We start from the raw sequence: 24828 nt of genomic DNA on the forward strand, positions 1-24828 counted from the left end.
CCGGTGAAGCGCTGGCGCACCGCGCTGCCGCTGTGCCTGCTGCTGATCGCGGGCGCGGTCCTGCTCGCCAGCGGCGTGCTGGACCGCTTCGATGCCCACCACCTGCTCGCGGAAGAAGGGCTGCTGCGCGCGACGATCGCCGCGCATCCGCTCACGTCCCGTCTTGCCTATACCGGCGTACTGACGCTCGCCATCGCCACCGGCGTGCCGGGCACGATCGTCATCGTGCTGGCGGGCGGCTTGCTGTTCGGCGCGGTGGAGGGCACCGCCTTGTCGTCGGTAGCGCTGGTCCTCGGCTCGCTGGTGCTCTATCTCGCCAGCCGTTACGCGTTCGGCACCGGCCGGCGCGAGCCGCCGCCGTTGGCAAGACGCCTGCGCGACCGCTTCGCCGCCCATCCTGTCACCTACACGCTCGCTCTTCGCTTCATTCCCATCGTCCCGCTCGGCGCCATGACCGTGGCACTGGCATGGCTTCGCTGCCCGCTGTGGCTGTTCGTGGGCGCGACCTGGCTGGGCGGGACGGTATCGCTGTTCGTGGAAAGCTCGGTCGGCGCCGGCCTGGGCGAGACTTTCGGCAGCGGCGCGCCGGTGACCGCCGCCAGCTTCCTGAATACCAGGATCCTGCTGCCCCTGGCGGCCTTCACGCTGCTCACGATCCTCCCCCTGCTGGTGAAGACGGTACGCGCCCGGCTAGGCCGGAAGGGCTGACGCCGCTCCGCGCGATCTGCGCTAGGCTGTAGTCTCGCGCCGCCGGGGACGGGCGGTGCCTGGGGAATCGCATGCGTGATGTATCCGCTCCATGGCTGGAAAAGGTCTGGCGCCGCACCTCGCTGGTGCAGCGCCTGACCTGCGTCGCCCTCGTGCCGACCGCGATCAGCGCGATCCTCCTGGTCACCTTGCTGACGCGCCACCAGATGGACACCCTTCACGAGATGGGCCGCTCCACGGCGGATGCCATCGCGCAGCAGGCGGCGACCGTCTCCGGGGAGGCCCTGCGCACCGGCGAGCGCCGCGAGATCGGCCGCATCGCGCAATCCATCGTGCAGCTGCCGCAGGTGTCCCGGGTACGCATCAGCGACCGCGACGGCGAGATCATCGCCGACCGGGTGAACGGTTCGATCGGCAGCGACGACGACGGCTTGACCGTGGCGCGCGAGGTCCTCGACCCCGCGTCCCATCGCGTGGTCGGCTCCGTCACCGTGGACGTGAGCGTCGAGGACGCCGTCGCCGCGCAACGCGCCAGCGTGCACAACGCCCTGGTCTGGCTGGCGCTCAGCCTGCTGATCGCGGTCACCATCGGCTGGTCGACGGCCCGCTGGTTGAGCGCGCCGTTGCGCAACCTGGCGATCGCGGTGCGCCAACTCGGCCTGGGCGACCGTACCGTGGTCGTGCCGGTCACCGACGACACCGAGATCGGCGACCTGCAGCGTGGTTTCAACGGTGCCGCCTCCAAGTTGTTGCACGCGCAGATCGGGATGGAGCGCGAGATCGCCACCGCCACCGAGGAACTCGCGCGGAAGAACGCCGCCCTGGAAGCGGCCAGCGTCGCCAAGGCACGCTTCCTCGCCGCCGCTTCGCACGACCTGCGCCAGCCGCTCTACGCGCTCACGCTGTTCTCCTCCGGGCTCGCCGTGGATGAATACGATCCCGTGCGCCTGAACCGCATCGCGCACATCCAGGAGTGCGTGGAATCGCTCGACCACCTGTTCGGCGAACTGCTCGATCTCTCCCGCCTGGAAACCGGCGCGATGCCGGCCATCATCCGCGACGTGCCGCTGGACGAGGTATTCGAGGAAGTGAGCGTGAACTTCCGCATGGTGGCCGAGCAGCACGACCTGCGCCTCGTGGTGCGCACCACCGGTCTCTGGGTACGCACCGATCGCACGATGCTCGCGCGCATCCTCAACAACCTCGTGAGCAACGCGCTGCGCTACACGCGCTGCGGCGGCGTGCTGGTCGGGGCACGGCGCCGGCTCGACGGTGGTGTGCGGGTGGACGTGTGGGATACCGGCCTGGGCATCGGGCCGGATCACCTGCAGCACATCTTCGACGAGTTCTACCGGGTGGAAAGCGGCCCCGAGGCGGGCCGTCCGGAAGGCACCCGGCGCGGACTCGGCCTGGGGCTGTCCACCGTGCAGCGGCTGGCCGGCCTGCTCGGCACGCGGGCATCCGTGCGTTCCATGCCCGGCAAGGGAACCGTTTTCTCGATCACCCTGCCCGAGATCCAGCCAGGCACGGTCGAGGCGACGACGGTGGCCGCGCCGGAACCCGGCATCCCTCGGGACATCGTCGGGATGCGCGTGCTGGTGATCGACGACGAACCCAGCATCCTCGCCGGCATCAGCTACCTGCTGGGCAGCTGGGGCTGCGAGGTCATGACCGCCGAGGATGCCCAGCAGGCGATGGAAGCCGTGCATCAATGGATGCAGCCGCCCGACATCGTGATTTCCGACCTGCGCCTGCGGGAAGGCACCGGCCTGGACGTGATCGCCCTGCTGGATCGCTACTACCGCCGCCGGCCGGGCGATCCGCCGCCCTTCGCCCGGGTGCTGATCACCGGCGAGACCCGTGGCGAATTCCTGCGCAACATCGACCAGCAGACCACGCAGGTATTGTTCAAGCCGGTTTCTCCCGAGCGCCTGCACGAGGTAATGGTTTCGGCCTGGACTGTCCATCATGCAGCCGTCTGAGCCGGATGGCCTGCTTGCCCATGGACGCCCGTAGGGCTATGGTCCGGACAACGGGGAGCTTGCGATCCAAGCGAGCGGAGGGAGAGGCATGCGTGTTCTGATCGCGGACGATCATCGGCTCATCATCGAGGGCGTGAAGCTCAAGCTTCGCGAGCTCGACACGGACGTGGAGTTTGTCGAGGCCGAAACGGTAGCCCAGCTTCGCGACAAGCTCGCACAGAAGCCCGCGCCCGACGTGGCGCTCATCGACATGGCCATGCCCGGCGCGGACGGCGTCGAGCACATCAAGGAGGCGGTGGCGGCCCTGCGCGAGTCCGACACCGACGACGGCGCATCTCGCATGCGTCCCGTCATCGTGCTGTCGGGCACCGAGGACCCCTCCTCGATCCGCCACGTGCTCGACCTGGGCGTGCAGGGATACATCCCGAAATCGTCGCCTCCCGACGTGATCCTCAATGCCGTGCGCCTCGTCGTCGGCGGTGGGGTGTACGTACCGCCGGAAGCGATGAAGGCGGCTTCCGCGGGCGGCGTGCCCACGTTCTCGCTATCCAACAACAAAGACGGGCTCTCCACCAAGGAGCGCCTCGCCACGGTCCTGACCGATCGCCAGATCGACGTGCTGAAGCTGCTGGCGAAGGGGCGCCCGAACAAGCTGATCGCACGCGAACTGGGCATCAGCGAGGGAACCGTCAAGATCCATCTCGCCGCGATCTTCCGTGCGCTGCACGTGCGCAACCGGCTCGAGGCCCTTGTCGCGGCGCAGCACCTGGGCGACTGAACAGACGCCCATTCGTCATCGGCCCGGCGTAAGCTGGGCCGAACAACGCGGGGCAGGCGCGATGCGGGCAGGCGTGGGGATCGCTTCGACACGGCGGAAACGCGGATGGCTCGCCGCGGCGCTGGCGTGCGCGCTGTGCGTCTTGCCGGCCATCGCGAGTCCCCCGGGCGACATCGATCCGAATGCCCCGCTGACCTTCGGCATCCTTCCCATCGGCGGTCCCGCCGAATCGCTGGAAGCATGGCGACCCATGCTGGACGACCTGCACAAGTCGATCGCCCGGCCCATCCGCGCTATCTCCGTCACCACCTATGAAGGCATCGCCCAGGCGATCGCCGAACAGCGCGTCGACATCGCCTTCCTTTCCGGCAGGCTGGCCCTGGACGCCGTGTCCCGGCAGAACATGCAGGTGATAGGGAGGCTTACCCGCGGCGACGGATCGAAGGGATATTACGCGGTGCTGCTGGTCGCTTCCGATTCGCGCCTGCGCACGCTGGACGAACTCTTCATGCGCCCGGGCAAGTGGCGCTTCGCGCGCGGCGAGGCCTTGTCGGTATCGGGCTACCTCGTGCCGGAGACACAGTTGTTCGCCCCGCGCGGGATCGACTCGGACACCTTCTTCGCCAGCGTGCACATCGACAATCACCAGAACAACGCCCTGGCGGTGGCCAATGGCGAGGTCGACGTGGCCACCAACAACACGGCCGACCTGGAGCGTTTCCAGCAACACTTCCCCGACCAGTACGCGCGTTTGCGCATCCTGTGGAAGTCGTCGCTGATCCCGCACGCGGTGATCGTCATTCGCAAGGACCTGCCCCTGGCGCTGCGGGAAAAGGTGGCGAGCTTCATCACCGGCTATGGCAAGGGCAAGGACGGCGTGCGCGAAGAATCCAACCTCAAGCTCATCCACGACATCAGCGGCTTCGCGGGCGCCGACGACGCGGACCTCGTTCCTTTCGCCGATATCGAATACGCGCTGGAAAAACGCAGGGCCACCACCGCCCAATGGGTCAGCGAGGCGGCCCGCACCGCACGCTTCCGCAAGATCCAGGCCGACCACGACCTGCTCGTCACGCGCCTGCGCGGCAAGTGATAGACCGAACGGCCTAGGCCGGCCGGTTTAGCTCCCCTTGTCTATCGCGCGGCGAACGCGCGTTTCATAGATTCGTCATGAGACCCCGCGCAACAAGGCCGTTCCATGACTGCGTCGCCGCACCCGTATGGCAGGCCCGCGCCACTGCGACGGCAGCTGATCCTCAAGGGATTGCTGCCGATGACGCTCGTCGCCCTGGCGCTGACCGTGAGCCTCGGCGTACTGCACTTCCGCGCCACGAGTGTCGAGAGCTATGCCGTGGCGCGCATCCAGGCGGTGCGTATCGCCGCCTCGGTGAACGCGCTGGCCAGCGAGGACGCGACACGCGACGCGCTCGCACGCGCCCTCTCGCGCAGCGCTCCCACCCAGCAAGCGGTACTCCATCGCCAGGGCGATGACGATCTCGTCGTCGACAGCGGCCGCCGCCTCGGCTCGGGACGCCCGATACGCGTGTGGACCAGTACCTCGCAGGGCGAGCTGGAGACGGTGTCCGACGCCACCGTACTGCATGAGCGGCGCTTCGCCGGCATGCTCATGACGCTGTTGCTGTGCGTTGGCGTGGTCGCCGTCTTCCTCGTGACGCGGCGTGCACTGGAACGGGATGTAGTGGTGCCGGTCGAGCGGGTGCGCGGCCGCATCGACGAGTTCCTGCATCCCCGTGGCACGCCGTCCACGGCGGCGAGCGATGATGCGCTGCGTGCGATCGACAACCTGCTCGACGAACTCGTGGGACTGCGCGCCCGCCACGACAAGGCCATGGCCGATGCGTTGCGCCAACGCCTGCAGGACATCGCGCGGCACACCCACTTCGTGGAGCAGATCGGCGATCACTTCCGCCAGCCATTGCAGGCGCTGGCTCTTTTCGTGGCGGGCATGCAGCCCGGCGAGGACCTGCGCCAGCGGGCCGTGCTCGGGCAGATGCGCAGCAGCCTCGTGCGGCTCAACGACCTGTTGGATGGCCTGCTCGAGATGGCGCGCTTCGACGCCGGCGCGATCGAGCCCACGACGACGGACCTGATCGCCTCCGACCTCTTCGTACGCGAGCGCGCCGCCATCGAGATGGATGCGACGCGACTGGGTGTCGACGTGCGCTGGCGCGGCGGCCGGCTGCCACTGCGTACCGATCCCGCCCTGCTCGGCGACGTGCTGCACCGGCTGGTCGGCAACGCCGTGCTGAGCACGCCGAACGGCCGGGTCCTGGTCGCGATGCGCCGTCGCGGCAGCACGGTCCGCCTCGAGGTGCGCGACAACGGCATGGGCCTGGAACCGACGCTCCAGGCGCGTGTCTTCGAGGAATTCACGCGATTGCCGGGGCACCCCGGCTACGGTCTCGCCCTGGCCGTGGCCCGGCGCATCGTGGACACGCTGGGCGGGCGCATCGGCGTCCGTTCCAGCCCGGGCCGCGGCACCCTCTTCTGGGTGGAACTGGACGGCGCCGCGGCGGGCCCGGCCGCACAGACCTTCGCCTTGCTGGGACGCCACGCGGCGCACTGAGCGCACGCCGGAGCTGTCGTCGGAGGGGCAACCAGCGTATCGTTGCGCGAGCACTGGGACCCTTTCGAGGAACGCGGGCGTGACGAGCATCAACTGGTCGGACACGGCGCCCTTCGTGGCGTTCCTCGGCGTGTTCGCCGGCGCGATCGGCCTGCCGGTACCCGCCATGCCCACCCTGATCGTGGTCGGCAGCACGCTGGTCGCCGCGCGCGATCCGCTGCTGATCATCGCCACCTTCCTCGGCGCGCTCGCCGGCGCCTTCCTCGGCGATGCCGCCTGGTTCCTGACCGGCCGCCGCTTCGGTTACCGCGTGCTCGACGGTCTCTGCCGCATCTCCCTCTCGCCCGATACCTGCGTCCGTCGCGCCAGCGGCTTCTTCGAGAAGCGCGGCGTGAAGTTGCTGCTGGTCTCACGCTTCATTCCCGGCCTGTCGCTGGTGGCCATCCCGATCGCCGGGGCCGGCGACACGCGGTTCGTCCGCTTCACGATGTACGACCTGCTTGGCGCGGCGTTGTGGGTGTCGGTCGGGCTGTCGGTGGGCATGCTGTTCTATCGCCAGATCGACGCCGTGCTGGCGGCGTTGCGGCAGTTCGGCCTGGGCCTGGCGACCGTCGCCGCCATCGGCCTGCTGCTGTGGATTGGTTTCCGCTACCTGCGCCGCGCGCTGCTGCTCTCGCGCCTGCGCAAGAGCCGCATCAGCGTCGACGAACTCTCGATCCTGCTCGCGAACGAACCGGGCGCCCTGATCGTCGACGTCCGCTCGGCGATGAGCCGCCGCGACGATCCCTACGTGATCCCCGGTTCGCGCCTGTTCGACCTCGCCACCGCCGACCAGGAACTGGCCACGTTGCCCCGGCACAGCGCGGTGGTCATTTACTGCTCGTGCCCGAATGAAGTTTCCGCGGCGAAGGTGGCGGAGCGGCTGAGCAAGCTGGGATTCTCGAACGTCCGCCCCCTCACCGGCGGCCTGGGCGCCTGGCGCGAGGCCGGCCGGGACGTCGAGGCCATCGTGCTCACGACCTGAACCACCCCACCCTTCGGGTTGTGCCACCCGGGCCCGCACCGTAAACTTGCCGGTTCCCGCGTGTGGGTCGTTAGCTCAGTTGGTAGAGCAGCGGACTTTTAATCCGTAGGTCGCCGGTTCGAATCCGGCACGACCCACCATTCGTTTCAGGATACGCGAGGGGTCGCGTTCGCCACGGTCTGGCGGATGAGCGAGTGCCCGAAGTGCGCTGCCGATCGCTACGAGGCCGAGCGCCGCGCTGCGGGGATCCGCTAGGCGGCGCCGGCACTGCCAGCGCGCTCTATCTCGTTATCACGGGAAGGTCGGATTGCCCTGGGCGTCGTACCCGCTGCCAGGATAGACGGGCCAGCCCATACCCGGAAGCATGTCTGGACCTTGCACGCCGTCGCAGAACCCCTCCAGCTGCGAGCACATCTGGGAGAGTGGCACGCCAGGAGGGAAGGTCGCCTGCACGACGAACGTGCCGGGATAAAGGCGTGACGGGCCCACCGGAGCACCGGTGGGGCAGGACCATTGAATCAGGATGTGGTATGGCTGATGCACATCGCCCATATGGGCGATGTCGCTCGTGCAGTACGTGACCTGCTGTCCGACTACGACGCCGCTGGAGTTGAAGTAGATGGACGACCCCGCCTGTCCGACCGCCGCGCTCGCTCCGGGAGAGGCTACGGCTGCGATCACGGCAATCGAAGATGCAGCGATAAGATTTTTCAGCAACATAGAAACCTCGCATTAGACCGACCTCACGTCGGCAAGGAATCGTCCGACCTCTAGTTGTCACTGTCTGTAGGCGTAACTCCCCTTCCTTGTAGGGTTTCCCTTACAAGCCAGCCGACGCGCGCAATGCGTCATTCACTGACGAAGATTGGGCTTTTTTCTCAAGTCCTGGCGCAGTTGATTAGGGTAGCCTCCCTCCATCACCGAAGATCGAGGGATACGACAATGAACATGCGCACCGATGCAGACGACCTGCCGGCCATCGCGCCGGAAAACGCCGATCGTTCATTGCGGGACATGCTGTACATGCTCTCGGAACGCATGCGGCATCTTGCCACGAGGTCGGAAGTACGCGAGTTGGCCTGCCGGGTCGCGGTGCTCGAAGAACGCATGTCGCACACGGCCACGAAGGCGTGGGTGCTGGGAGGCGCCGTGGCCGTGCTCGTGGCCATGATGGGCGGCTTCTGGTGGATCGTGCAGCAATACCTCTCGCCGCTGCTACGCGCGGCGGGCTGAGAGGATCGCTTACGCGTAATGCGTGGGGTCCGGCACGCCGGCCTTGGCGAAACCCTCGGCGCGTAGGCGGCAGGCGTCGCAGTGTCCGCAGGCGCGGCCTTCGGCATCGGCCTGGTAGCAGCTCACGGTGGCGGAGAAGTCCACGCCCAGGCGCATGCCTTCGCGCACGATGTCGCCCTTGCCCATCCGCATCAGGGGCGCATGGATGCGTATCCCCGCGCCTTCCACGCCAGCCTTGGTGGCGACATTGGCGAGCGACTGGAACGACTCGATGAACGCCGGACGGCAATCCGGATATCCCGAGTAGTCCACGGCGTTGACGCCACAGAAGATGTCGTTCGATCCCAGCACCTCGGCCCAGCCGAGCGCGATCGATAGCATGATCGTGTTGCGTGCCGGCACATAGGTGACCGGGATGCCTTCGCCACCGTCCTCCGGCACGTCGATGTCCGCGGTGAGGGCGGAGCCACCGATGCTGCGCAGGTCGACATGCACGGTCTTGTGCACCACCGCGCCGAGCATCTTCGCAACGCGCTCGGATGCTTCCAACTCGGAGCTATGGCGCTGGCCGTAGGCGACACTCAGCGCATACACCTCGAAACCCTGCTCGCGCGCCATGGCGATGGTCACGGCCGAGTCCATGCCGCCGGAAACGAGGATGACGGCCTTGCGGGAAGCGTTCGAAGCGTTCATGACATTACCTGGGAGTTCAGTGGCCCGCGGCATCGTTCCAGAGCAGCTTGTGCAACTGCAACTGGAAGCGCACGGGCAGGCGTTCGGCGAGAATCCACTCGGCGAGTTCGCGCGGCTCGACCTTCGACCACACGGGGGAGAACAGGACCATGGCCTTGCGATCGAGCGCGTGCTCCCGCACGACGTCGCGCGACCATTCGAAGTCGGCACGGCTGGCGATCACGAACTTCACCTGGTCGTGGGCAAGCAGGTGGTCGAGGTTCGACCAGAGGTTACGTGCGCTTTCGCCCGAGTCGGGCGCCTTGAGGTCCATGACCTTGCGTACGCGCGGATCGACCTGGGACACGTCGAGCGCGCCGGACGTTTCCAGGGATACCTCGTAGCCGGCGTCGCAGAGCTTGCGCAACAGGATCAGGCAACGCTTCTGCGCCAGCGGCTCGCCGCCGGTCACGCAGACGTGGTGCGCGCCATGGCTGGCGACCTCGGCCAGGATGGCATCGATGTCATGCCACTGCCCGCCATGGAACGAATACTCCGTGTCGCACCATACGCAGCGCAACGGGCAACCGGTCAGGCGTACGAACACCGTCGGCCAGCCGATCGCATCGGCCTCGCCCTGCACGGAGTGGAATATCTCGGTGATCCGCAGGCGTTCCGCGACGGGCGCGACCGGCGGGACGTCCGCCGGAGTTGCGGTGCTGCCGTTCATGGGATCAGTTGGCCGTCTGGCGCTGCAGGCGGCGCAGGCGTTCCTGTGCGAGGCCGGCGGCCTTGGTGCCCGGATACTTGGCGGAGACCTGCTTCAGCGTGGCGATCGCGGCGTCCTGCTGCTTCAGCTCGATCTGGCAGTAACCGACCTTGAGCAGGCCATCGGAGACCTTGTCGCTCTGCGGATACTGCTTGACCAGGCGCTGGAAGGCCTCGATGGCCACCGGGTAGTTCATGGTCACGTAGTACGACTCACCGAGCCAGTAGTAGGCGTTCGGTGCGAGCGGGCTATCCGGATACTTCACGAGGAAGTCGCGGAAACCACGCGATGCGGTGACGTAGTCGCCGGCGCGCAACGACTTGAAGGCGGCATCGTAAGCGGCCTGCTGGTCGCTGCTGGGCGGCTGGCCCTGCGGCGCGGCGGAAGCGCCGGGAGCGGCTGCCGCGGCCTGCGTGGCTTGCGCGGCGGCCGGCGCGATCGCCGCCGAAGCGGGCGCGGAGGGCGTGGTGGCCGAGGCGGCGGGCTGCTGGCCCTGCGGCGCCCCACCCTTTTCGAGACGACCCAGCCGCGAATCGAGGTCCGCGTACTGCGCCTTCTGGGATTCCTGGAGTTGCTGGTTCTGGTGCTGCAGTTCCTCGATCTGGCCTTGCAGCTGCGACAGCTGCTGCTGCAGATCGTTGACCTGGTTCACCAGGGATACCGTGCCGGCCTGCCCCTGCGACTGCTGCTCCAACCGCGACACACGATCGGCGAGGCTGAGGCGGGTGTCCTGGGCGGTGGCCGGAAGGGCAAAAAGCGTGGCGGACGCAATCGCGCCCGCCACGCCAAGCCTGGCCATGGTGCTGGTAGCCAGAGTCTTCTTCATTACTTACTTCGCGGTGTAGACGATCTCGACGCGACGGTTCTTGGCCCAGCAGTCTTCGTTGTGCTCACGGCAGGTCGGCTTTTCCTTGCCGTAGCTGGTCACGTTGACCTGGCCAGCCGAACCGCCAGCCGCCTGGAGGGCGCTGGAGACGGCATTGCCACGGCGCTCGCCGAGGCCCAGGTTGTACTCACGCGTACCGCGCTCGTCGGTGTTGCCCTCGAGGGTCATGGCCGACTGCGGACGGTCCTGCAGGTACTTGGCGTGGCAAGCGATGATCTGCTGGAACTCCGGCTTGACGTCGTTCTTGTCGAAGTCGAAGTACACGACGCGCTGACGCAGGCAAGCGTCGGTGTCGAGATCGGACGGCTGGTACTTGCCGTCGCTGGTGGGAGCCGTGCTGGTGGCGACCGGCTGCTGTTCCGGCATCGGAGCCGGCTTGGTGTTCTTCTTGGAGCAGGCGGCCGCGCCCACGCACAGCAGGGCAGCCAGGGTGACGGTAACGGTCTTATTCATGGGACGTTCCTTCAACAGTTGAGTTCCGACAGTCGGTTTTCGGTTTCGGGACAGGCACCGCCGGTTGTCCGGCTGTTTTTCTACTTACATCTACGTCGACGGGGCGCTGTCCCGCACCCGGCGTCTTCGTTCCAGCGACCGCACGAGGCGGCCGCCGGTAAACCTTCCGTCCGCAGAAAAGGTGCGGCAAGGCCGCACCCTTCCCTGGACGTTGCCGATGTCGCCGCCCGCGAGGGCGCGCCATCAGCGCTGTCGATAGGGTCCCCAGGACGGTTCGCGCACGTCACCGTCCGAAAGGACGAGGCGCTGGCGTACCAGACCGTCTGCCGAAACCGCATACAGGACGCCGCGAGTACCTTGCGACGCCGCATAGAGCAGCATGCTGGCGTTGGGCGCGAAGCTGGGCGAATCGTCCACGTTACCCGGGGAAACGAAACGCACCTGCCCACCCAGGCTACGGTCCATGATGGCGATACGATACACGTTCCCGTTGCCCTGCACCATCGCAATCTGCTTGCCGTCGTAGCTCACCGAAGCGCTGGCGTTGAAGCCGCCCTGGAAGGTGACGCGCTGGGCGGCACCGCCCGAAGCGGACATCTGGTAGAGCTGCGGCTTGCCCGAGCGGTCGGAGGTGAAAATGATGCTCTGGCCGTCGGGGGTGAAGGTCGGCTCGGTATCGATGGCGAAGTTGTTCGTCACGCGGGTTTCGGTACGGCTGGCGACATCGATGACGAAGATCTCCGGGTTGCCTACGTAGGACAGGCTGACCGCCAGCTTGCTGCCGTCCGGCGACCAGGCCGGGGCGCTATTGATGCCGCGCGGGTGCGAGGCGATAAGACTACGCGACCCGGTGGAGATGTTTTGCACATACACGGCCGAATTGCCGCTTTCGAACGAGACGTAGGCGATCTTGCTGCCGTCCGGCGACCAGGCGGGGGAAAGCAGCGACTCGCGCGAACGGGCCACGACCTGCGGGTTGTAGCCGTCGGAATCGGCCACGATCAGCGAATAGGTGGTGTTGTTGCCGGTACCGACCGCGGTGATGTACGCGATGCGGGTCCAGAAGGCGCCACGGACACCGGTGATCTTTTCGTAGATCTGGTCGGCGATCTGGTGGGCGACGCCACGAAGGTCACCCGCCGGAGCGGTGAAGGACTGGGCCAGCAGGCTCTGCTGCTTGTTGACGTCCCACAGCTCGTATTCGACCTTGAGCATGCCACCGCCGGCATCGTTGATCCGGCCGATGGTCAGGAAATCCTGCTTGAGCAGGCGCCAGGTCGCGAACTTGATGTCCGAACCCTGCGACGGGGTCTCGACGATGTCGGCCTTGTCCAGCGAGCGGAATTTGCCGGAACGGTTGAAATCGGCCCGGATGACGTCGGCCACGTCCGTTGGCAAGGGCGCGCCGCCGGCCTGGGCGAAGGGGACGACCGCGATGGGCGTCGCCGTCTTCAGGCCGCCGACGATGTCCACGTTGAGCGACTGGGCGGCGGCCGGACCGGCCACGAAGGCGGTGAGCGCGACCAGGAGGATGGCGAGGCGGGAAATCGTTCTGCGCATGGGCGGGTTCATTGCGACCTGGGAATGGGAGACGGCGGCGAAATGTTAACGCGAAGGTCACTGGCTGCGTGACCGGATTCTGAACCGGTCCGCCCCGGCCTTCGCCGGGACGGGGCGCGCTACATCATTGCGGCCTGAACGTGAACGTTAGGTTGCGCTGGAACACGTCCTCGAAACCCTGGTAGGGCAACGGCTGGGCGCGCAGCACGGCGTTTTCGATCGATGCCCGGCCAGCGGCATCGTAGGGGCAACTGGAATCGACCTTGGCGCTGAGCACCTGGCCACCGGGCACCTGGACGATGTGCACCTGGCAGGACGCGTTGGGCATGTTGTCCGGGCGCAGCCAGTTACTCGTCACCGTGTTCTGGATCGCGGCCAGGTACTGGCCCAGCTTGCCGGTGTCGCGGCCATTGGTACCCGATTGCTTCTGGTCAGCGGGCGGCAGGTCCGGCAGGCCGTCGTCCTTGGCGTTCTGCAAGTCCTTCAATTGCTGCTCGGCCTGCTTTTTCGTGGTGTCGGCCTTCTTGGTCTGCGCCTTCGCCGCGTCGAGCTGCTTGAAGATGTCGTCGATCTCCTTCTGCTTCTCTTTCTTCTTCTGCTCTTGCTCGGCGTCGAGTTCGGCCTGGCGCTGGCGCTGCTTTTCCTCCTGCAGGCGCTTGGCGTCCTCGGCCTTCTGCACGGCGTCGTCGACGACCTTTTCCTGGTCCTTCAGGTCGGGCTGCTTCGGCGGCGGCGGGAGGGTCTCGACCTTCGGCTTCTCCGGCTGCGGCGGAGGCGGCGTCGGCACGACCGGCGGAGGCGGCGTCGTGTCCGGGGTCGGCTTCACCTTGGTGGCCTTGGGCGGCGGGCTGCCCGTGGGACCGACGAGGGTGGCCTCGATGATCTGGCCGGGCAGTTCCAGCGGCGCCGGGCATTTCAACGGGTTCCATTCCGCGGGCACGCCCAGGGCCTCGGCCCACTTCTCGTAGTCCGAGCACGGAATGATCGCGAGGCCCAGGAAGGCCACGATGCCGATGTGCAGGAGCGCGGCGAGGAAGACCGCGCGGGGCGTACCGTTACGGTTTTCCATTCTGCGCCGACTGCGGCTGGCTCATCAGGCCGATCTTGGAGACGCCGGCCTCCTGGAGGATCGGGAGGATCGAATAGACCTTGCCATAGCCCACGCGCTGGTCGCCCGCGACCAGGACCTGGAGTTCCGGATTGGCGTTATGGAAGGCCGTGATCTTGGTCCTGAACTCGTCGGCGCTCACCGGCTCGCGCTTGGCGCCGTTGGCGGTCAGGTAGATCTGGCCGGCCTCGTCGACCGACACCACGATCGGGTCTTTCTTGTCCTGCAGGGACTTGGCGTTGGTCTGCGGGAGCTGGATGTCCACGCCGAGGTTCATCATGGGCGTGGTGACCATGAAGATGATCAGCAGCACGAGCATCACGTCGATGTAGGGCACGACGTTGATCTCGGATTTCAGCTTCCGCTTGTGCCGGCGGTAGACGTTGCGCATGGCCATCGTTCCGGCTCAGACCGTTTCGTCGGAGTGGATCTGACGCTGCAGCACGGACGAGAACTCTTCCTGGAATACCTCGTACCGCGACGCGATGCGCTCCACCTTGTTGGCGTAGCGGTTGTAGGCCCACACGGCGGGGATCGCGGCGAACAGGCCCATCGCGGTGGCGATCAGCGCCTCGGAAATGTGCGGGGCGACGACCGAGATGGTCACGTCCTTCATTTCGCCCAGGCCCTGGAAGGCACCCATGATGCCCCACACCGTGCCGAACAGGCCCACGTAGGGGCTGATCGAGCCGACGTTGGCGAGGAACTCGAGGTTCTGCTCCAGCTTGCCGATCTCGCGGGTGCCGGCCACGCGCATGGCGCGCTCGGCGCCTTCCATCACGCGGTTGGAATCGGTCACGCGGCGCTGGCGCTGGCGGGCGAATTCGCGGAAGCCGGCCTCGAAGACGTTCTCGATGCCGTGCTGCCCGTCGCGGTTGCCCACCTCGCGGAACAGGGCGGCCAGGTCGGCGCCGGACCAGAAGCGGTCCTCGAAGGTCTCGGCGTTGTCGTGGGCGGTCTTCAGCTGGCTGTACTTGCGGATGATGATCACCCACGACAGGAACGAGAACACCAGCAAGAGGAGCATCACCAGTTGCACGGGCAGGCTCGCTTCCGAGACCAGCTTGAAAATGTTCAGTCCACCGTTCATCGCTTGAAGGCTCTCCGCCGGGTATCTGGGGCTTAGGTAAAGGGGAATTCGGGGGGAAACAGACCCGCCGGGATCTGTGCCGGACGCATCGTGTCGAGGTTCACGCACGCGGCACGCACCTTGGCGAGCACCAGCGGCGTATCCCCCCGCACGATCTCCTGATCGAACAGCATACTTGCTGAACGGCGTTCTTTGATCGCCACCGTCACCAGGAGTTCATCATCCAGACGGGCCGGCCGGTGGAAATCCAGGTGCATGTCGCGGACCACGAAGCCGAGCCCGGTGGTCTCACGCAGGGCGACCTGGTCGATGCCCTGGGCACGCAACCATTCCGTCCGGGCACGTTCCATGAAGCGGACGTAGTTGGCGTGATAGACCACGCCGCCGGCGTCGGTATCTTCCCAATAGATGCGGACGGGCCAGCGAAACGGGTTCATGCGTCGCCCGAAAACAGGTCCGGAGAGGCCGACTGGCGCGGCGGCGGGTTCAGCCCGAGGTGGCGCCAGGCCTTGGCCGAAGCCATGCGGCCACGGGCGGTGCGGATCAGGTAACCCTGCTGGATCAGGTAGGGCTCGACCACGTCCTCGAGGGTGCCGCGGTCCTCGCTGAGCGCCGCCGCCAGCGACTCCACGCCCACCGGGCCGCCGTCGAAGCTCTCGATGATCGTGCTGAGCAACCGCCGGTCGAGGTCGTCGAAACCCTCGGCGTCCACCTTGAGCATGTCGGTGGCCGCACGGGCCAGCGCATGGGTGATCCGGCCATCGCCGCGCACCTCGGCGAAATCGCGTACCCGGCGCAACAACCGGTTGGCGATACGCGGGGTACCGCGCGAACGGCGGGCGATTTCGATGGCTCCGTCCAGCTCGCAATCGATGCCGAAGATCCGGGCAGCGCGACGGACGATCGCCGTCAGCTCGTCGACGCTATAGAACTCCAGGCGCTGGATGATACCGAAACGATCGCGCAACGGGCCGGTAAGCAAACCCGCCCGGGTGGTCGCGCCGATCAAGGTGAAAGGCGGCAGGTCGAGCTTGATCGACCGGGCCGCCGGCCCTTCGCCGATCATGATGTCGATCTGGAAGTCTTCCATCGCCGGGTAGAGCACTTCCTCCACCACGGGGGAAAGGCGGTGGATCTCGTCCACGAAGAGGACGTCGTTGGCTTCCAGGTTCGTCAGCAGGGCGGCCAGGTCGCCCGCCCGCTCCAGGACCGGACCCGACGTGGAGCGCACGTTGACGCCCAGTTCGTTGGCGATGACGTGCGAGAGCGTGGTCTTGCCCAGGCCGGGCGGCCCGAAGATCAGGACGTGATCCAGCGCCCCACCCCGTCGCCGGGCGGCCTCGATATAGATGGCCATCTGCTCGCGCACCGTCTGCTGGCCGAGATACTCGGCCAGCCGCTTCGGACGAATGCTGGCTTCCAGCGCCTCGTCGTCCATGGCGGCAGCGGCTGAAATGATGCGGTGCTCTGACATGGCCGCATTATGGCAGGTCTGGCAGCCCGCCGGCCTCCGACGAACGAGCGCGCCCGGCTACTTCAGTCAGGCAAAAGAAAGTCACGATCGCGGCCAGCGCGGTGATGGCGGCCAGCACGAGCAACAGAATGCGAAACGCCTCGGTGTAATAGCCGGTGAGTACGGCGCGCGATGCCGATGGAATCCACCGCTGCGCCTGCGCCAGGTCACCGGCGGCGAGTTGGACGCCGGCCTCTCGCACATGATCCGCCATCACTCCCGTAGACGGCATTCGAACCTGTATCAGCGAGGCGAGGACGGCGGTGACGATCGCCAGCGCCACGCCCTCTCCTGCGACTCGGGTCGTGCTGAAGATGCCGGTAGCCATCCCGGCCCGATCGGTCGGCACCACCGTGATCGACAGGCCGTCCATCAGGCCCCACGGTAACCCGGTACCGCAACCGATGACGAGCATGGCGAGGATGAGGGTCAATGGGCTGCCTCCCATCGGAATACGGCTCATCAGGTAAAGACCGAGCGCCGCGACCGTCAGCCCCGCTGCCGCGAGCACCCCTGGCGCGACCCACCGGGTCAACGATGCCGCCAACGAGGGAACCACGAGCATGGGCGCGCTCAACGCCAGCATCATCATGCCCGCGTCCAGTTCACTCAGGCCATCTATGCCGATGAAGCGAAGCGGCAGCATCACCAACAGCACGATGTAGCAGTAGCAGGTACCGAGCGGTAATACCTGCACGCCGACGAAGCGCGGAAAGCGGAACAGCGAGAGATCCAGCATCGGCCGGCGGACATGCCCCTCCACCCAGACGAACGTGCCGGCCAGGAGCACGGACGCGACGAGCAAGCCGATGGTCGAGGCGCTGCCCCATCCAAATCGGGGAGCCTGCACCACCGCGAACGTGAAACACGCCAGCGCCGTGGTGAACGTCGCCGCTCCCGGCCAATCGACACCCGAGGCCTCCGGATCACGCGACTCGCGCATGCGCGGCGCCCCGCCAACCAGCGCCACGATGCCAATCAAGGCAATCACGAGAAAAACGGAACGCCAGCCGAAGCGACCGATCAGGGCACCGGCCAGCAAGGGGCCGAATGCCAAACCGACGCCGAAACTGGTACCGAGGGCGCTGAACGCCCGCGTGAGGGCCCTTCCCCCGAACACCTGGGCCAAGGCGGCCGATCCCCCGGCCAGCGCCGCCGCGGCGGCGAAACCCTGAAGTCCGCGAATGACATCGATCACGAGGATGCCTGGCGCCACGCAAAGCCCGAACGACAGGACGGTCAGCGCGGCGACCCCACCGACGAACATCCGTTTGCGCCCGAATTCATCGGCCAACGCCCCTGCCACCATCAGCGAACTACCGAAGGTCAGCATGAAGGCATTGGTGATCCATGCCAGGTGCGTATCGGCACCACCGAACTCACGACCGATCGCCAGCGTCGCCACCGCCCCGGCCGAGAAATTGAGCGGGAGGATCACCGCGGCCAGGCAGACGGCGACGAGGACGGGCAGGCTGCGGGACGCGGAAGTGCTGGACATATCGTGCATGGCTCGATCCGGGAATGACACAGGAATGCATACTAAGAACAAGGCAATCCGACATAATCAGGCTCAGATTCCACGCATAAAGGACTTGATGTCTTGAATCAGCCCACGGAAAATCTTTCTCGTATCGCCGTCTTCGTCCAGACCGCGGAATCGCTGAGCTTCGTCGGCGCAGCCAGGCAACTGGGCGTTTCCGCATCGGCCGTCGGCAAGACGATCGCCCGACTGGAGAAGTCCCTGGGCGCTCGCCTGTTTCAGCGCAGCACGCGCACAGTTCGGCTGACGGACGAAGGCCGCATGTTCTACGAGCAATGCCGCAAGGTACTGGACGATCTGCACGACGCGGAAGCCATGGTCTCGGAGGCGGCGCAAGCACCGCGCGGACGGCTTCGAGTCAGCCTGCCCACGATCGGTTATCGCTTCCTCGTCCCGCATATCGCGGAGTTCCACCGCCTCCACCCGGATGTGGAACTCGACCTCGATTTCAGCGACCGGCTCGTCGACATCATCGAAGACGGATTCGACGCGGTGATCCGCAGCGGCGACCTGCCCGACTCCCGGCTGATGTCACGCCTGCTCGGGCCATTCCGCTTCGTTCTTTGCGCCGCACCCTCATACATCGAACGCCACGGCATGCCGGACGGCATCGCCGCCCTGGCCCGGCACGAATGCCTGCAGTTTCGCTTCCCCACCAGCGGCAAGATCCGCCACTGGCCATTCGCCGACACCCGCACGACACACAACGCCTTGACGTGCAGCAACATGGAAGCGATTCGCGCCCTGACCATCGAGGGACTCGGGCTCGGCTACATGCCCGATTTCCTCGCCCGTGGCGCCATCGCGGAAGGCCAGCTGCTACGCATCCCCCTGGACCTTCCCGCGGACGAGGGACGCTTCTGGGTAATCTGGCCATCCAGCCGGCAACTGTCGCCAAAGATCCGCGTCTTCGTGGATTTCGTCTGCGCCCGGCTGTTCAAGGAGCCCGTCGGCGCATAGGCGCCGACACAAGGGAAACGCCGGTAAATCCCGGCGCTTCCCGTTAGATCTCGACCTGTACCCGACGTGATCCATCGCTCCGCCCGGTACGAAAGGACATGCCCCCGCCGGTCAGCTGCCTAGGGCCCGCGCCATCGCCAGCAGTGCCTCCTGATTCCCCTTCAAGGCATCACCATCGACTGGTTGTAGATCCAGGCGGAAAACGGTGCTGTCGGTCACCCAACCGAGGGCGACCCGGGTGACACCCTCATCATCGCGGGATGTCTTGATGGTGGCAGCATGCCCATTGACCTCCGCGTTAACCCATTCCTTGACCATGGTGATCGACCCGCCACTCTCACGGTATTCAGACTCACTGAGTTGGACGAAACCGAGACCGGCAACGTCCCATGACCGCGAAAGCCCGCTCCACCGGCCATCCTTCAAGCCTCCCGCCGCCGTCGCTTCCACCAAAGGCAACCCATCCAGGATCGTGCCGCTCACGGAGATCGGCTCATAGCGAAGATGGGGCCGAATGTCGGCTACCGATGCGTATGCCTTGTCGAACATGGTGAACCGATCCACATGCCCCTTTGCCAGTCGCCGGGCATTTCGCATATCCAGCACCTCGCCGGCAGGCGCAGCGATGACTCCGTTCGCGGAATGCTCGGCTATCTCTTGTTTGATCTGTCCGGCCATGGCTCCCACGAATGGCGACTTGTCGAGCGAAACGATATGAAGGCCGGGGGAACCCTGCATACGACTCATGTCGAACCCTTCGGCTCGTGCTCGCTCCAATTCACTCGCCGGTATGCCAGATTTGGAATCAGCCACGTCACCGGCATATGAGCGCCAGGTTACGTTCCAAGGCGCCGCAACAGCATGGCCACCGACAGCACCGAAACCCACGTGATGGCTTTCCGTGTACATGAAGTGACTTTTCAGCTGCGGACGGTCGTAGGTGACCGATTCGTTGATGGCTCCGCCGACGCAGTTAGCGCGGCTCAACCACTTCACCGCAGCTGACGCCTCGGCGCACCAGCCCAGCGCCAACAGTGCAGTGGCGCATCTTGATGTTTGCATGTTCTACCTCCTCCCATGCCCGTGATTCGGACACAGGCAAGGCTAAAGAGGTGCCGCAATTGCGACGACCGGTACATATCGACAAGTGATGAACGTAACCCCCTGACGAATTGCGGGCGCGCCCTCGCAGTACATGGCTCCTTAGTGCCACACGCATTTCCCAGACCTACCCGATGCCCGGCTCACCCAACAATCCACCACGTCGTTCGGAGGGAGAGGCGTCGGGTGCCGTTCTCAGAGCGATTCCGCAGGGAGGCGTAGGCCGGACGAGGACTTAGCGAAGAGAATGGCACCCGACGCCTCTCCCTTTCCTCGACGCAAAAAAAGCAACGGCGAAGCCGAGCACGAGCGCGAACACCGCCCCCGAACGTGCCAAGCGTTCCGCGTCAAATCTCGACCTGCGCCCCCAGCTCGATCAACCGGTTGCCCGGGATCTGGAAGAACGCCGTCGCCGGCATCGCATTGCGTGCGAGGAAGGCGAACAGTTTGTCGCGCCAGAGGGCCATGCCGGGCCGGCGGACATCGGCCACGATGGTTTCGCGGGACAGGAAGAACGTGGTGTCCATCATGTCGAAGTCGAGGCCCAACGTACTCGCGCGAGATAGCGACAGCGGGATGTTCGGGTCCTCGGCGAAGCCGTAGCGCAGCTGCAGCCCATAGAAGCCATTGCCGTACTCGATCACTTCCATGCGCTCTTCGTAGTCCGCCACCGGCGTCTCGAGCATTTCCACCGTCAGCAGGACGTTGCGCTCGTGCAGCACCTTGTTGTGCTTCAGGTTGTGCAGCATGGCGTGCGGCACGGAGTTCTGGTTCGCCGTGAGGAACACGGCGGTACCCGGAACGATGAGCGGCGGGTGGTCGGCGATATTGGCGACGAAGGGTTCGAGGGCGAGACCGGACTGCTTGATCTCGCGGACCACCAACTCCCTGCCCCGCCGCCACGTGGTCATCATGGTGAAGATCACCACGCCCAGCACCAGCGGGAACCAGCCGCCATGGGCGATCTTCAGCGCGTTCGCTCCGAAGAACGAGATATCGACGATCAGGAAGATCACGCCCACGGTGATGACCGCCGACCAGTGCCAATGCCAGCGGCGACGTGCGACGACCAGGGCCAGCAAGGTCGTCATCGTCATCGTGCCGGTCACCGCGATGCCGTATGCGGCGCCGAGGTTGTTCGAGGAACGGAAGCCGATGACGGCAAGGAAGACCAGCACCAGCAGCAGGCGATTCACCCAGGGCACGAAGATCTGTCCGGACATCTCATGCGAGGTATGCACCACCGCCATGCGCGGCGAATAACCCAGCGACATCGCCTCGCGGGTCATCGAGAACGCACCGGAGATCACCGCCTGCGAAGCGATGATGGCGGACATCGTCGACAGGGCGACCATGGGATAGAGCCAGTCTTCCGGCACCATCTTGTAGAACGGGTTTTCGATCGCCGTCTGGTCGTGCAGCAGCAGCGCGCCCTGCCCGAAATAGTTGATCAACAGCGCCGGCAGCACGAAGGTGAACCAGGCCAGGCGGATCGGCTTCTTGCCGAAATGCCCCATGTCGGCATACAGGGCCTCGGCGCCGGTCAGCGCCAGCACCACGCCACCCAGGGCGATGAAGGCCTGCTTGCCGTGTTCGAGGAAGAACGTCACCGCGTACCACGGATTCAGTGCGGCCAGCACCTGGGGATGGGCCACGAGTTGGCGCAGGCCCAGGCCGGCGAGCACCAGGAACCAGATCACCATCACCGGCGCGAAGGCCTTGCCCACGAAATTCGTGCCGTGCCGCTGCACCGCGAAGAGGATGATGATGATGACCAGGCAGATGGGCAGCACGTAGGTATCGAGCTGCGGGGCGGCGATTTCCAGGCCTTCGACGGCCGATAGCACCGAGATCGCGGGTGTGATGACACCGTCGCCATAGAACAGCGAGGCGCCGAAGATGCCGATCGCCGCGAGTACCCAGCGGGCCCTCGGCGAGCCGCTGACGCTGCGCTGGGCCAGGGCCATCAGCGCCATGATGCCGCCTTCGCCCTTGTTGTCCGCACGCATCACGAAGGTCACGTATTTCAGCGACACCACCATGATCAGCGACCAGAAGATCAGCGAGAGGACGCCGAGCACCGCGGTGGGATGCGGCGTCATGCCGTGCGTTCCCAGGGTCTCCTTCATGGCGTACAGGGGACTGGTGCCGATGTCGCCGAAGACGATGCCGATGGCACCCAGCGCCAGGGCGCCGATGCGGCGGCCGTGGGCGTGCTGGATATCTTCGGCGGGGTTTTCCGTTTTCACTCTCAACCTCCGAGCGCCGCTCGCAGCGCCTTGCGGATGATGGCCTCGGCGGAATCGCCTTCGGCGGCGGCTTTTTGAACGAGCCGGGATGCTTCGACCGGCTTGTAGCCGAGTTGCTGCAGGGCGACGGTGGCTTCGCCGACCGGATCGGCCGGCGCGGCTTCGCCCAGCGTGCTGACCGGAAGGCGTACGCCTACCGCGTCCACGCGATCGCGCAGTTCCACCACCATGCGTTCGGCGGTCTTCTTGCCGATGCCCGGGATCTTGGTCAGGGCCACCACGTCGCCCGCATGGACCAGCCGCGACAGCTCGTCGGTGGCCACGCCGGAAAGCACCGCCAGCGCGATCTTCGCGCCGATGCCGCTGACCTTGAGCAGGTTGCGGAACATGGCCCGCTCGGCTTCGCGCAGGAAGCCGTAGAGGGCCACGCCGTCTTCCTTCACCGCGTAATGGGTGAGCAGGATCACTTCCTTGCCCGTGCCGGGCAGGTCGTAGATGGTCGACATGGGTGCATCGACCTCGTAGCCGACGCCGCCCACTTCGATGAGGAGCGACGGTGGCTGCTTGCTCACCAGGGTGCCGCGCAGGCGACCGATCATCGACGACGTCTCCATGCCGTGCGGGGAATGCCGACGCGCTCGATACTGGAACGCGTATGCGCATGGGCGATGGCGATCGCCAGGGCATCGGCGGCGTCCGCCTGCAGCGGGCCCTTGATGCCGAGGATGATCCCGATCATGTGCTGGACCTGGGTCTTGTCGGCGCGGCCGGTACCGACCACCGCCTGCTTCACTTCGGTCGCGGCGTACTCGTGCACGACGATTCCCTGGCTGACCACGGCACACACGGCGGCGCCGCGTGCCTGGCCGAGCTTGAGGGCCGAGTCCGCATTGCGCGCCATGAACACGCGCTCGATCGCGGCTTCCGCCGGACCGTGCGTGCCGATGATGCCGCAGAGCTCGTCAAATATGCGTTTCAGGCGGAGCGGGAAGGTCGCCTCCCCGCCTATCACCAGGGCGCCATGCCATACGTGGGTGAGCGCGCCGCTGTCCGACACGTCGATGACGCCGACGCCGGTACGCTGGCTGCCCGGATCGATCCCGAGAATGCGAGTCATGGCAGCGATGCTACGCGCAAGACAGGAAGGGGCCGGTAAGGCCTCAAGCCTCGTCCGCGTCGTGGGCCGGCAAGATGGCGTTGTGGTAGACCTCGTCCACGTCGTCGAGCGCGTTCAGGCGTTCGAGCAGCTTCTCGAACTGTTCCAACGCCTCGCCGGTGGGCGTGACCAGCGGACCGTTCGGCCGCATCACCACGTCGGAGCTCTCGACCTCGAAGCCGGCCGCGACCAGCGCCTTGCGCATGGCCTCGACGGCGATGGGATCGGACGCCAGCAGCACCGTGCCGACGCCGTCTTCGATGACGATGTCTTCGGCGTTGTTCTCGATCGCCGCTTCTTCCAGCTTCGCTTCGACATCGGCGTCGCCGCCGGTATGCACCACGACCTGGCCCACGCGGGTGAACTGGAAGGCCACCGAATTGGTGGTGCCCATGTTGCCGCCGAGCTTGTTGAGCGCCGCGCGCACGTCGGCCACCGTGCGGACCTGGTTGTCCGTCACGCAATCGATGATCAGCGCCGTACCCGCCGGGCCGTAGCCTTCGTAGCGGATCTCGTGCATGTCGGCGCCACCCTCGGCACCCGAGCCGCGCTTGATGGCGCGCTCGATGGTGTCCTTGGTCATGTTCGCCGCGAGCGCCTTGTCGACGGCGGCGCGCAGGCGCGGGTTCCCGTTGGGATCGGGCACGCCGCCACGCGTGGCGATGGTGATTTCGCGGATCAGCTTGGTGAACACCTTGGCGCGCTTGGCGTCTTCGGCGTTCTTGCGACCTTCGATGGACGGGCCTCTACCCATGTTCGATTCCTGGACTTACCGGACGGACGAGGGCGCGATTCTAACGGAAGTGCGCTCCTGACGGGTCAATCGGCGAACCGGCCTTCGCGCAGGAAGGCCACCACCTGGCGGGCGACATCGGCCGATACGAGCATGCCGGTATGGCTGGTTTCCAATACGCAATGGTCGGCGAGGCCGGGAAGCCGGGTTTCCTCCACGCCCACCGAACCGTCGTGTTCGGCGCCCAGCTCGCCTACGAAAGCGCCCAGGCCGACCGGCATCCTTCCGGCGATCATGCCGACCTCGCGGCGTCCGTCCCAGCGGTCCAGCCCGTGCTCGAGCAATTCCTTGGAGCGGCCGAGCAACATGTCGCCACCCCAGCGGTGGGTGAGCCCCCGCGCGGCACCGCTGCCGTTGAGGGGCGAACCCAGGCAGACGATGCGGCCGTCCGGCAGGTCGTCGTCGCGGCAGGCCAGCAGGGCCAGGATGCCGCCGAGGCTGTGCCCCACGACGTGTACCGGGCCGGGGCCGAGGGCGCGGATGCGCTTGCGCAACCGCGCGATCGCCTGCTCCGGCGGAGCCGCGATGCTCATGTACTCGAACTGGTGAACCCGGAAACCTTCCTCGCGCAACCGCCGATGCAGCATCGCCATGGCGAACCCACGCATCCACAGGCCGTGCAACAACAGGACCTCGGGAGGCGGGAGAGTCATCGGCGCGTTCAGG

At 66.2% G+C, this 24828-nt stretch carries 26 protein-coding genes and 1 tRNA gene; 9 read left to right on the forward strand and 18 right to left on the reverse strand.

The features are described from left to right. The first annotated feature begins 3 nt into the window (after window positions 1-3). From AB6730_RS10055 to AB6730_RS10085, 7 genes are all read left to right on the forward strand, one after another. Entirely contained in the window at window positions 4-708 is a 705-nt protein-coding gene (locus tag AB6730_RS10055) for a TVP38/TMEM64 family protein (RefSeq protein WP_371023473.1), read from the forward strand. A 71-nt stretch (window positions 709-779) separates the two neighbouring features. Then, a complete protein-coding gene (locus tag AB6730_RS10060; protein ID WP_371023474.1) occupies window positions 780-2690 on the forward strand; it encodes an ATP-binding protein in 1911 nt (636 codons plus the stop codon). A gap of 88 nt (window positions 2691-2778) precedes the next feature. Beyond that, entirely contained in the window at window positions 2779-3468 is a 690-nt protein-coding gene (locus AB6730_RS10065) for a LuxR C-terminal-related transcriptional regulator (protein WP_371023475.1), read from the forward strand. Between the two features lie 61 nt (window positions 3469-3529). Further along, window positions 3530-4561: a phosphate/phosphite/phosphonate ABC transporter substrate-binding protein gene (gene phnD / locus AB6730_RS10070; protein ID WP_371023476.1), complete on the forward strand. Its 1032-nt coding sequence runs from the start codon at window positions 3530-3532 to the stop codon at window positions 4559-4561. A gap of 105 nt (window positions 4562-4666) precedes the next feature. Then, window positions 4667-6055: a sensor histidine kinase gene (locus AB6730_RS10075; RefSeq protein WP_371023477.1), complete on the forward strand. Its 1389-nt coding sequence runs from the start codon at window positions 4667-4669 to the stop codon at window positions 6053-6055. 79 nt (window positions 6056-6134) lie between these two features. Further along, window positions 6135-7079: a DedA family protein/thiosulfate sulfurtransferase GlpE gene (locus AB6730_RS10080; RefSeq protein WP_371023478.1), complete on the forward strand. Its 945-nt coding sequence runs from the start codon at window positions 6135-6137 to the stop codon at window positions 7077-7079. A 64-nt stretch (window positions 7080-7143) separates the two neighbouring features. After that, a tRNA-Lys gene (locus AB6730_RS10085) sits at window positions 7144-7219 on the forward strand. 151 nt (window positions 7220-7370) lie between these two features. Here AB6730_RS10085 and AB6730_RS10090 read toward each other — a convergent pair. Further along, window positions 7371-7799, reverse strand: a complete 429-nt coding sequence (locus tag AB6730_RS10090; protein ID WP_371023479.1) for a hypothetical protein — start codon at window positions 7797-7799, stop codon at window positions 7371-7373. A gap of 222 nt (window positions 7800-8021) precedes the next feature. On the opposite strand from AB6730_RS10090, the gene AB6730_RS10095 reads away from it, so the two are divergent. Further along, complete coding sequence (locus AB6730_RS10095) at window positions 8022-8312, forward strand: hypothetical protein (protein ID WP_371023480.1); 291 nt, start codon at window positions 8022-8024, stop codon at window positions 8310-8312. A 9-nt stretch (window positions 8313-8321) separates the two neighbouring features. Here the strand turns inward: AB6730_RS10095 and queC are convergent, their stop codons facing one another. The 11 genes from queC to AB6730_RS10150 all read right to left on the reverse strand — a co-directional run bounded on the left by queC (window position 8322) and on the right by AB6730_RS10150 (window position 17801). Next, window positions 8322-9005, reverse strand: a complete 684-nt coding sequence (queC, locus tag AB6730_RS10100; RefSeq protein ID WP_371023481.1) for a 7-cyano-7-deazaguanine synthase QueC — start codon at window positions 9003-9005, stop codon at window positions 8322-8324. 16 nt (window positions 9006-9021) lie between these two features. Then, window positions 9022-9714, reverse strand: a complete 693-nt coding sequence (gene queE / locus AB6730_RS10105) for a 7-carboxy-7-deazaguanine synthase QueE (protein ID WP_371023482.1) — start codon at window positions 9712-9714, stop codon at window positions 9022-9024. Window positions 9715-9718: 4 nt separating this feature from the next. Continuing rightward, window positions 9719-10579, reverse strand: coding sequence for a tol-pal system protein YbgF (ybgF, locus tag AB6730_RS10110; RefSeq protein ID WP_371023483.1), 861 nt, complete (start codon window positions 10577-10579; stop codon window positions 9719-9721). Window positions 10580-10582: 3 nt separating this feature from the next. Beyond that, the gene (gene pal, locus AB6730_RS10115) at window positions 10583-11092 is read right to left on the reverse strand and encodes a peptidoglycan-associated lipoprotein Pal (protein WP_306849584.1); all 510 of its coding nucleotides are present in this window, start codon (window positions 11090-11092) and stop codon (window positions 10583-10585) included. A gap of 243 nt (window positions 11093-11335) precedes the next feature. Further along, window positions 11336-12664, reverse strand: coding sequence for a Tol-Pal system beta propeller repeat protein TolB (gene tolB / locus AB6730_RS10120; protein WP_371023484.1), 1329 nt, complete (start codon window positions 12662-12664; stop codon window positions 11336-11338). A gap of 112 nt (window positions 12665-12776) precedes the next feature. Further along, window positions 12777-13721 (reverse strand): cell envelope integrity protein TolA, encoded by a 945-nt coding sequence (locus AB6730_RS10125; RefSeq protein ID WP_371023485.1) that lies wholly within the window; start codon window positions 13719-13721, stop codon window positions 12777-12779. Next, window positions 13708-14151: a protein TolR gene (gene tolR, locus AB6730_RS10130; protein ID WP_306849581.1), complete on the reverse strand. Its 444-nt coding sequence runs from the start codon at window positions 14149-14151 to the stop codon at window positions 13708-13710. Before tolR ends, AB6730_RS10125 begins: the two co-directional genes overlap by 14 nt. A gap of 15 nt (window positions 14152-14166) precedes the next feature. Then, window positions 14167-14850 (reverse strand): protein TolQ, encoded by a 684-nt coding sequence (gene tolQ / locus AB6730_RS10135; RefSeq protein ID WP_306849579.1) that lies wholly within the window; start codon window positions 14848-14850, stop codon window positions 14167-14169. 32 nt (window positions 14851-14882) lie between these two features. Beyond that, window positions 14883-15287, reverse strand: coding sequence for a tol-pal system-associated acyl-CoA thioesterase (ybgC, locus tag AB6730_RS10140; RefSeq protein WP_371023486.1), 405 nt, complete (start codon window positions 15285-15287; stop codon window positions 14883-14885). Then, entirely contained in the window at window positions 15284-16324 is a 1041-nt protein-coding gene (gene ruvB, locus AB6730_RS10145; protein WP_371023487.1) for a Holliday junction branch migration DNA helicase RuvB, read from the reverse strand. Before ruvB ends, ybgC begins: the two co-directional genes overlap by 4 nt. Before the next feature lie 7 nt (window positions 16325-16331). Beyond that, window positions 16332-17801: an MFS transporter gene (locus tag AB6730_RS10150; RefSeq protein WP_371023488.1), complete on the reverse strand. Its 1470-nt coding sequence runs from the start codon at window positions 17799-17801 to the stop codon at window positions 16332-16334. Between the two features lie 162 nt (window positions 17802-17963). On the opposite strand from AB6730_RS10150, the gene AB6730_RS10155 reads away from it, so the two are divergent. Further along, on the forward strand, window positions 17964-18863 hold the full coding sequence (locus tag AB6730_RS10155) for a LysR substrate-binding domain-containing protein (RefSeq protein WP_371023489.1): 900 nt from the start codon (window positions 17964-17966) through the stop codon (window positions 18861-18863). 111 nt (window positions 18864-18974) lie between these two features. On the opposite strand, the gene AB6730_RS10160 is transcribed toward AB6730_RS10155, so the two are convergent. The 6 genes from AB6730_RS10160 to AB6730_RS10185 form a co-directional block, all read right to left on the reverse strand. Then, window positions 18975-19925, reverse strand: coding sequence for a hypothetical protein (locus AB6730_RS10160; RefSeq protein WP_371023490.1), 951 nt, complete (start codon window positions 19923-19925; stop codon window positions 18975-18977). A gap of 386 nt (window positions 19926-20311) precedes the next feature. Continuing rightward, window positions 20312-22213, reverse strand: coding sequence for a potassium transporter Kup (locus AB6730_RS10165; protein WP_371023491.1), 1902 nt, complete (start codon window positions 22211-22213; stop codon window positions 20312-20314). A 2-nt stretch (window positions 22214-22215) separates the two neighbouring features. Beyond that, a complete protein-coding gene (gene ruvA / locus AB6730_RS10170; RefSeq protein ID WP_371023492.1) occupies window positions 22216-22812 on the reverse strand; it encodes a Holliday junction branch migration protein RuvA in 597 nt (198 codons plus the stop codon). Then, complete coding sequence (gene ruvC, locus AB6730_RS10175) at window positions 22809-23330, reverse strand: crossover junction endodeoxyribonuclease RuvC (protein WP_371023493.1); 522 nt, start codon at window positions 23328-23330, stop codon at window positions 22809-22811. The genes ruvA and ruvC overlap by 4 nt, the downstream gene beginning before the upstream one ends. Before the next feature lie 43 nt (window positions 23331-23373). Continuing rightward, complete coding sequence (locus AB6730_RS10180; protein ID WP_371023494.1) at window positions 23374-24123, reverse strand: YebC/PmpR family DNA-binding transcriptional regulator; 750 nt, start codon at window positions 24121-24123, stop codon at window positions 23374-23376. Window positions 24124-24188: 65 nt separating this feature from the next. Beyond that, window positions 24189-24815, reverse strand: coding sequence for an esterase/lipase family protein (locus tag AB6730_RS10185; protein WP_371023495.1), 627 nt, complete (start codon window positions 24813-24815; stop codon window positions 24189-24191). Window positions 24816-24828 lie beyond the last annotated feature (13 nt).

The sequence above is a fragment of the Luteibacter sp. RCC_6_2 genome (assembly GCF_041360655.1).
GTDB lineage: Bacteria > Pseudomonadota > Gammaproteobacteria > Xanthomonadales > Rhodanobacteraceae > Luteibacter.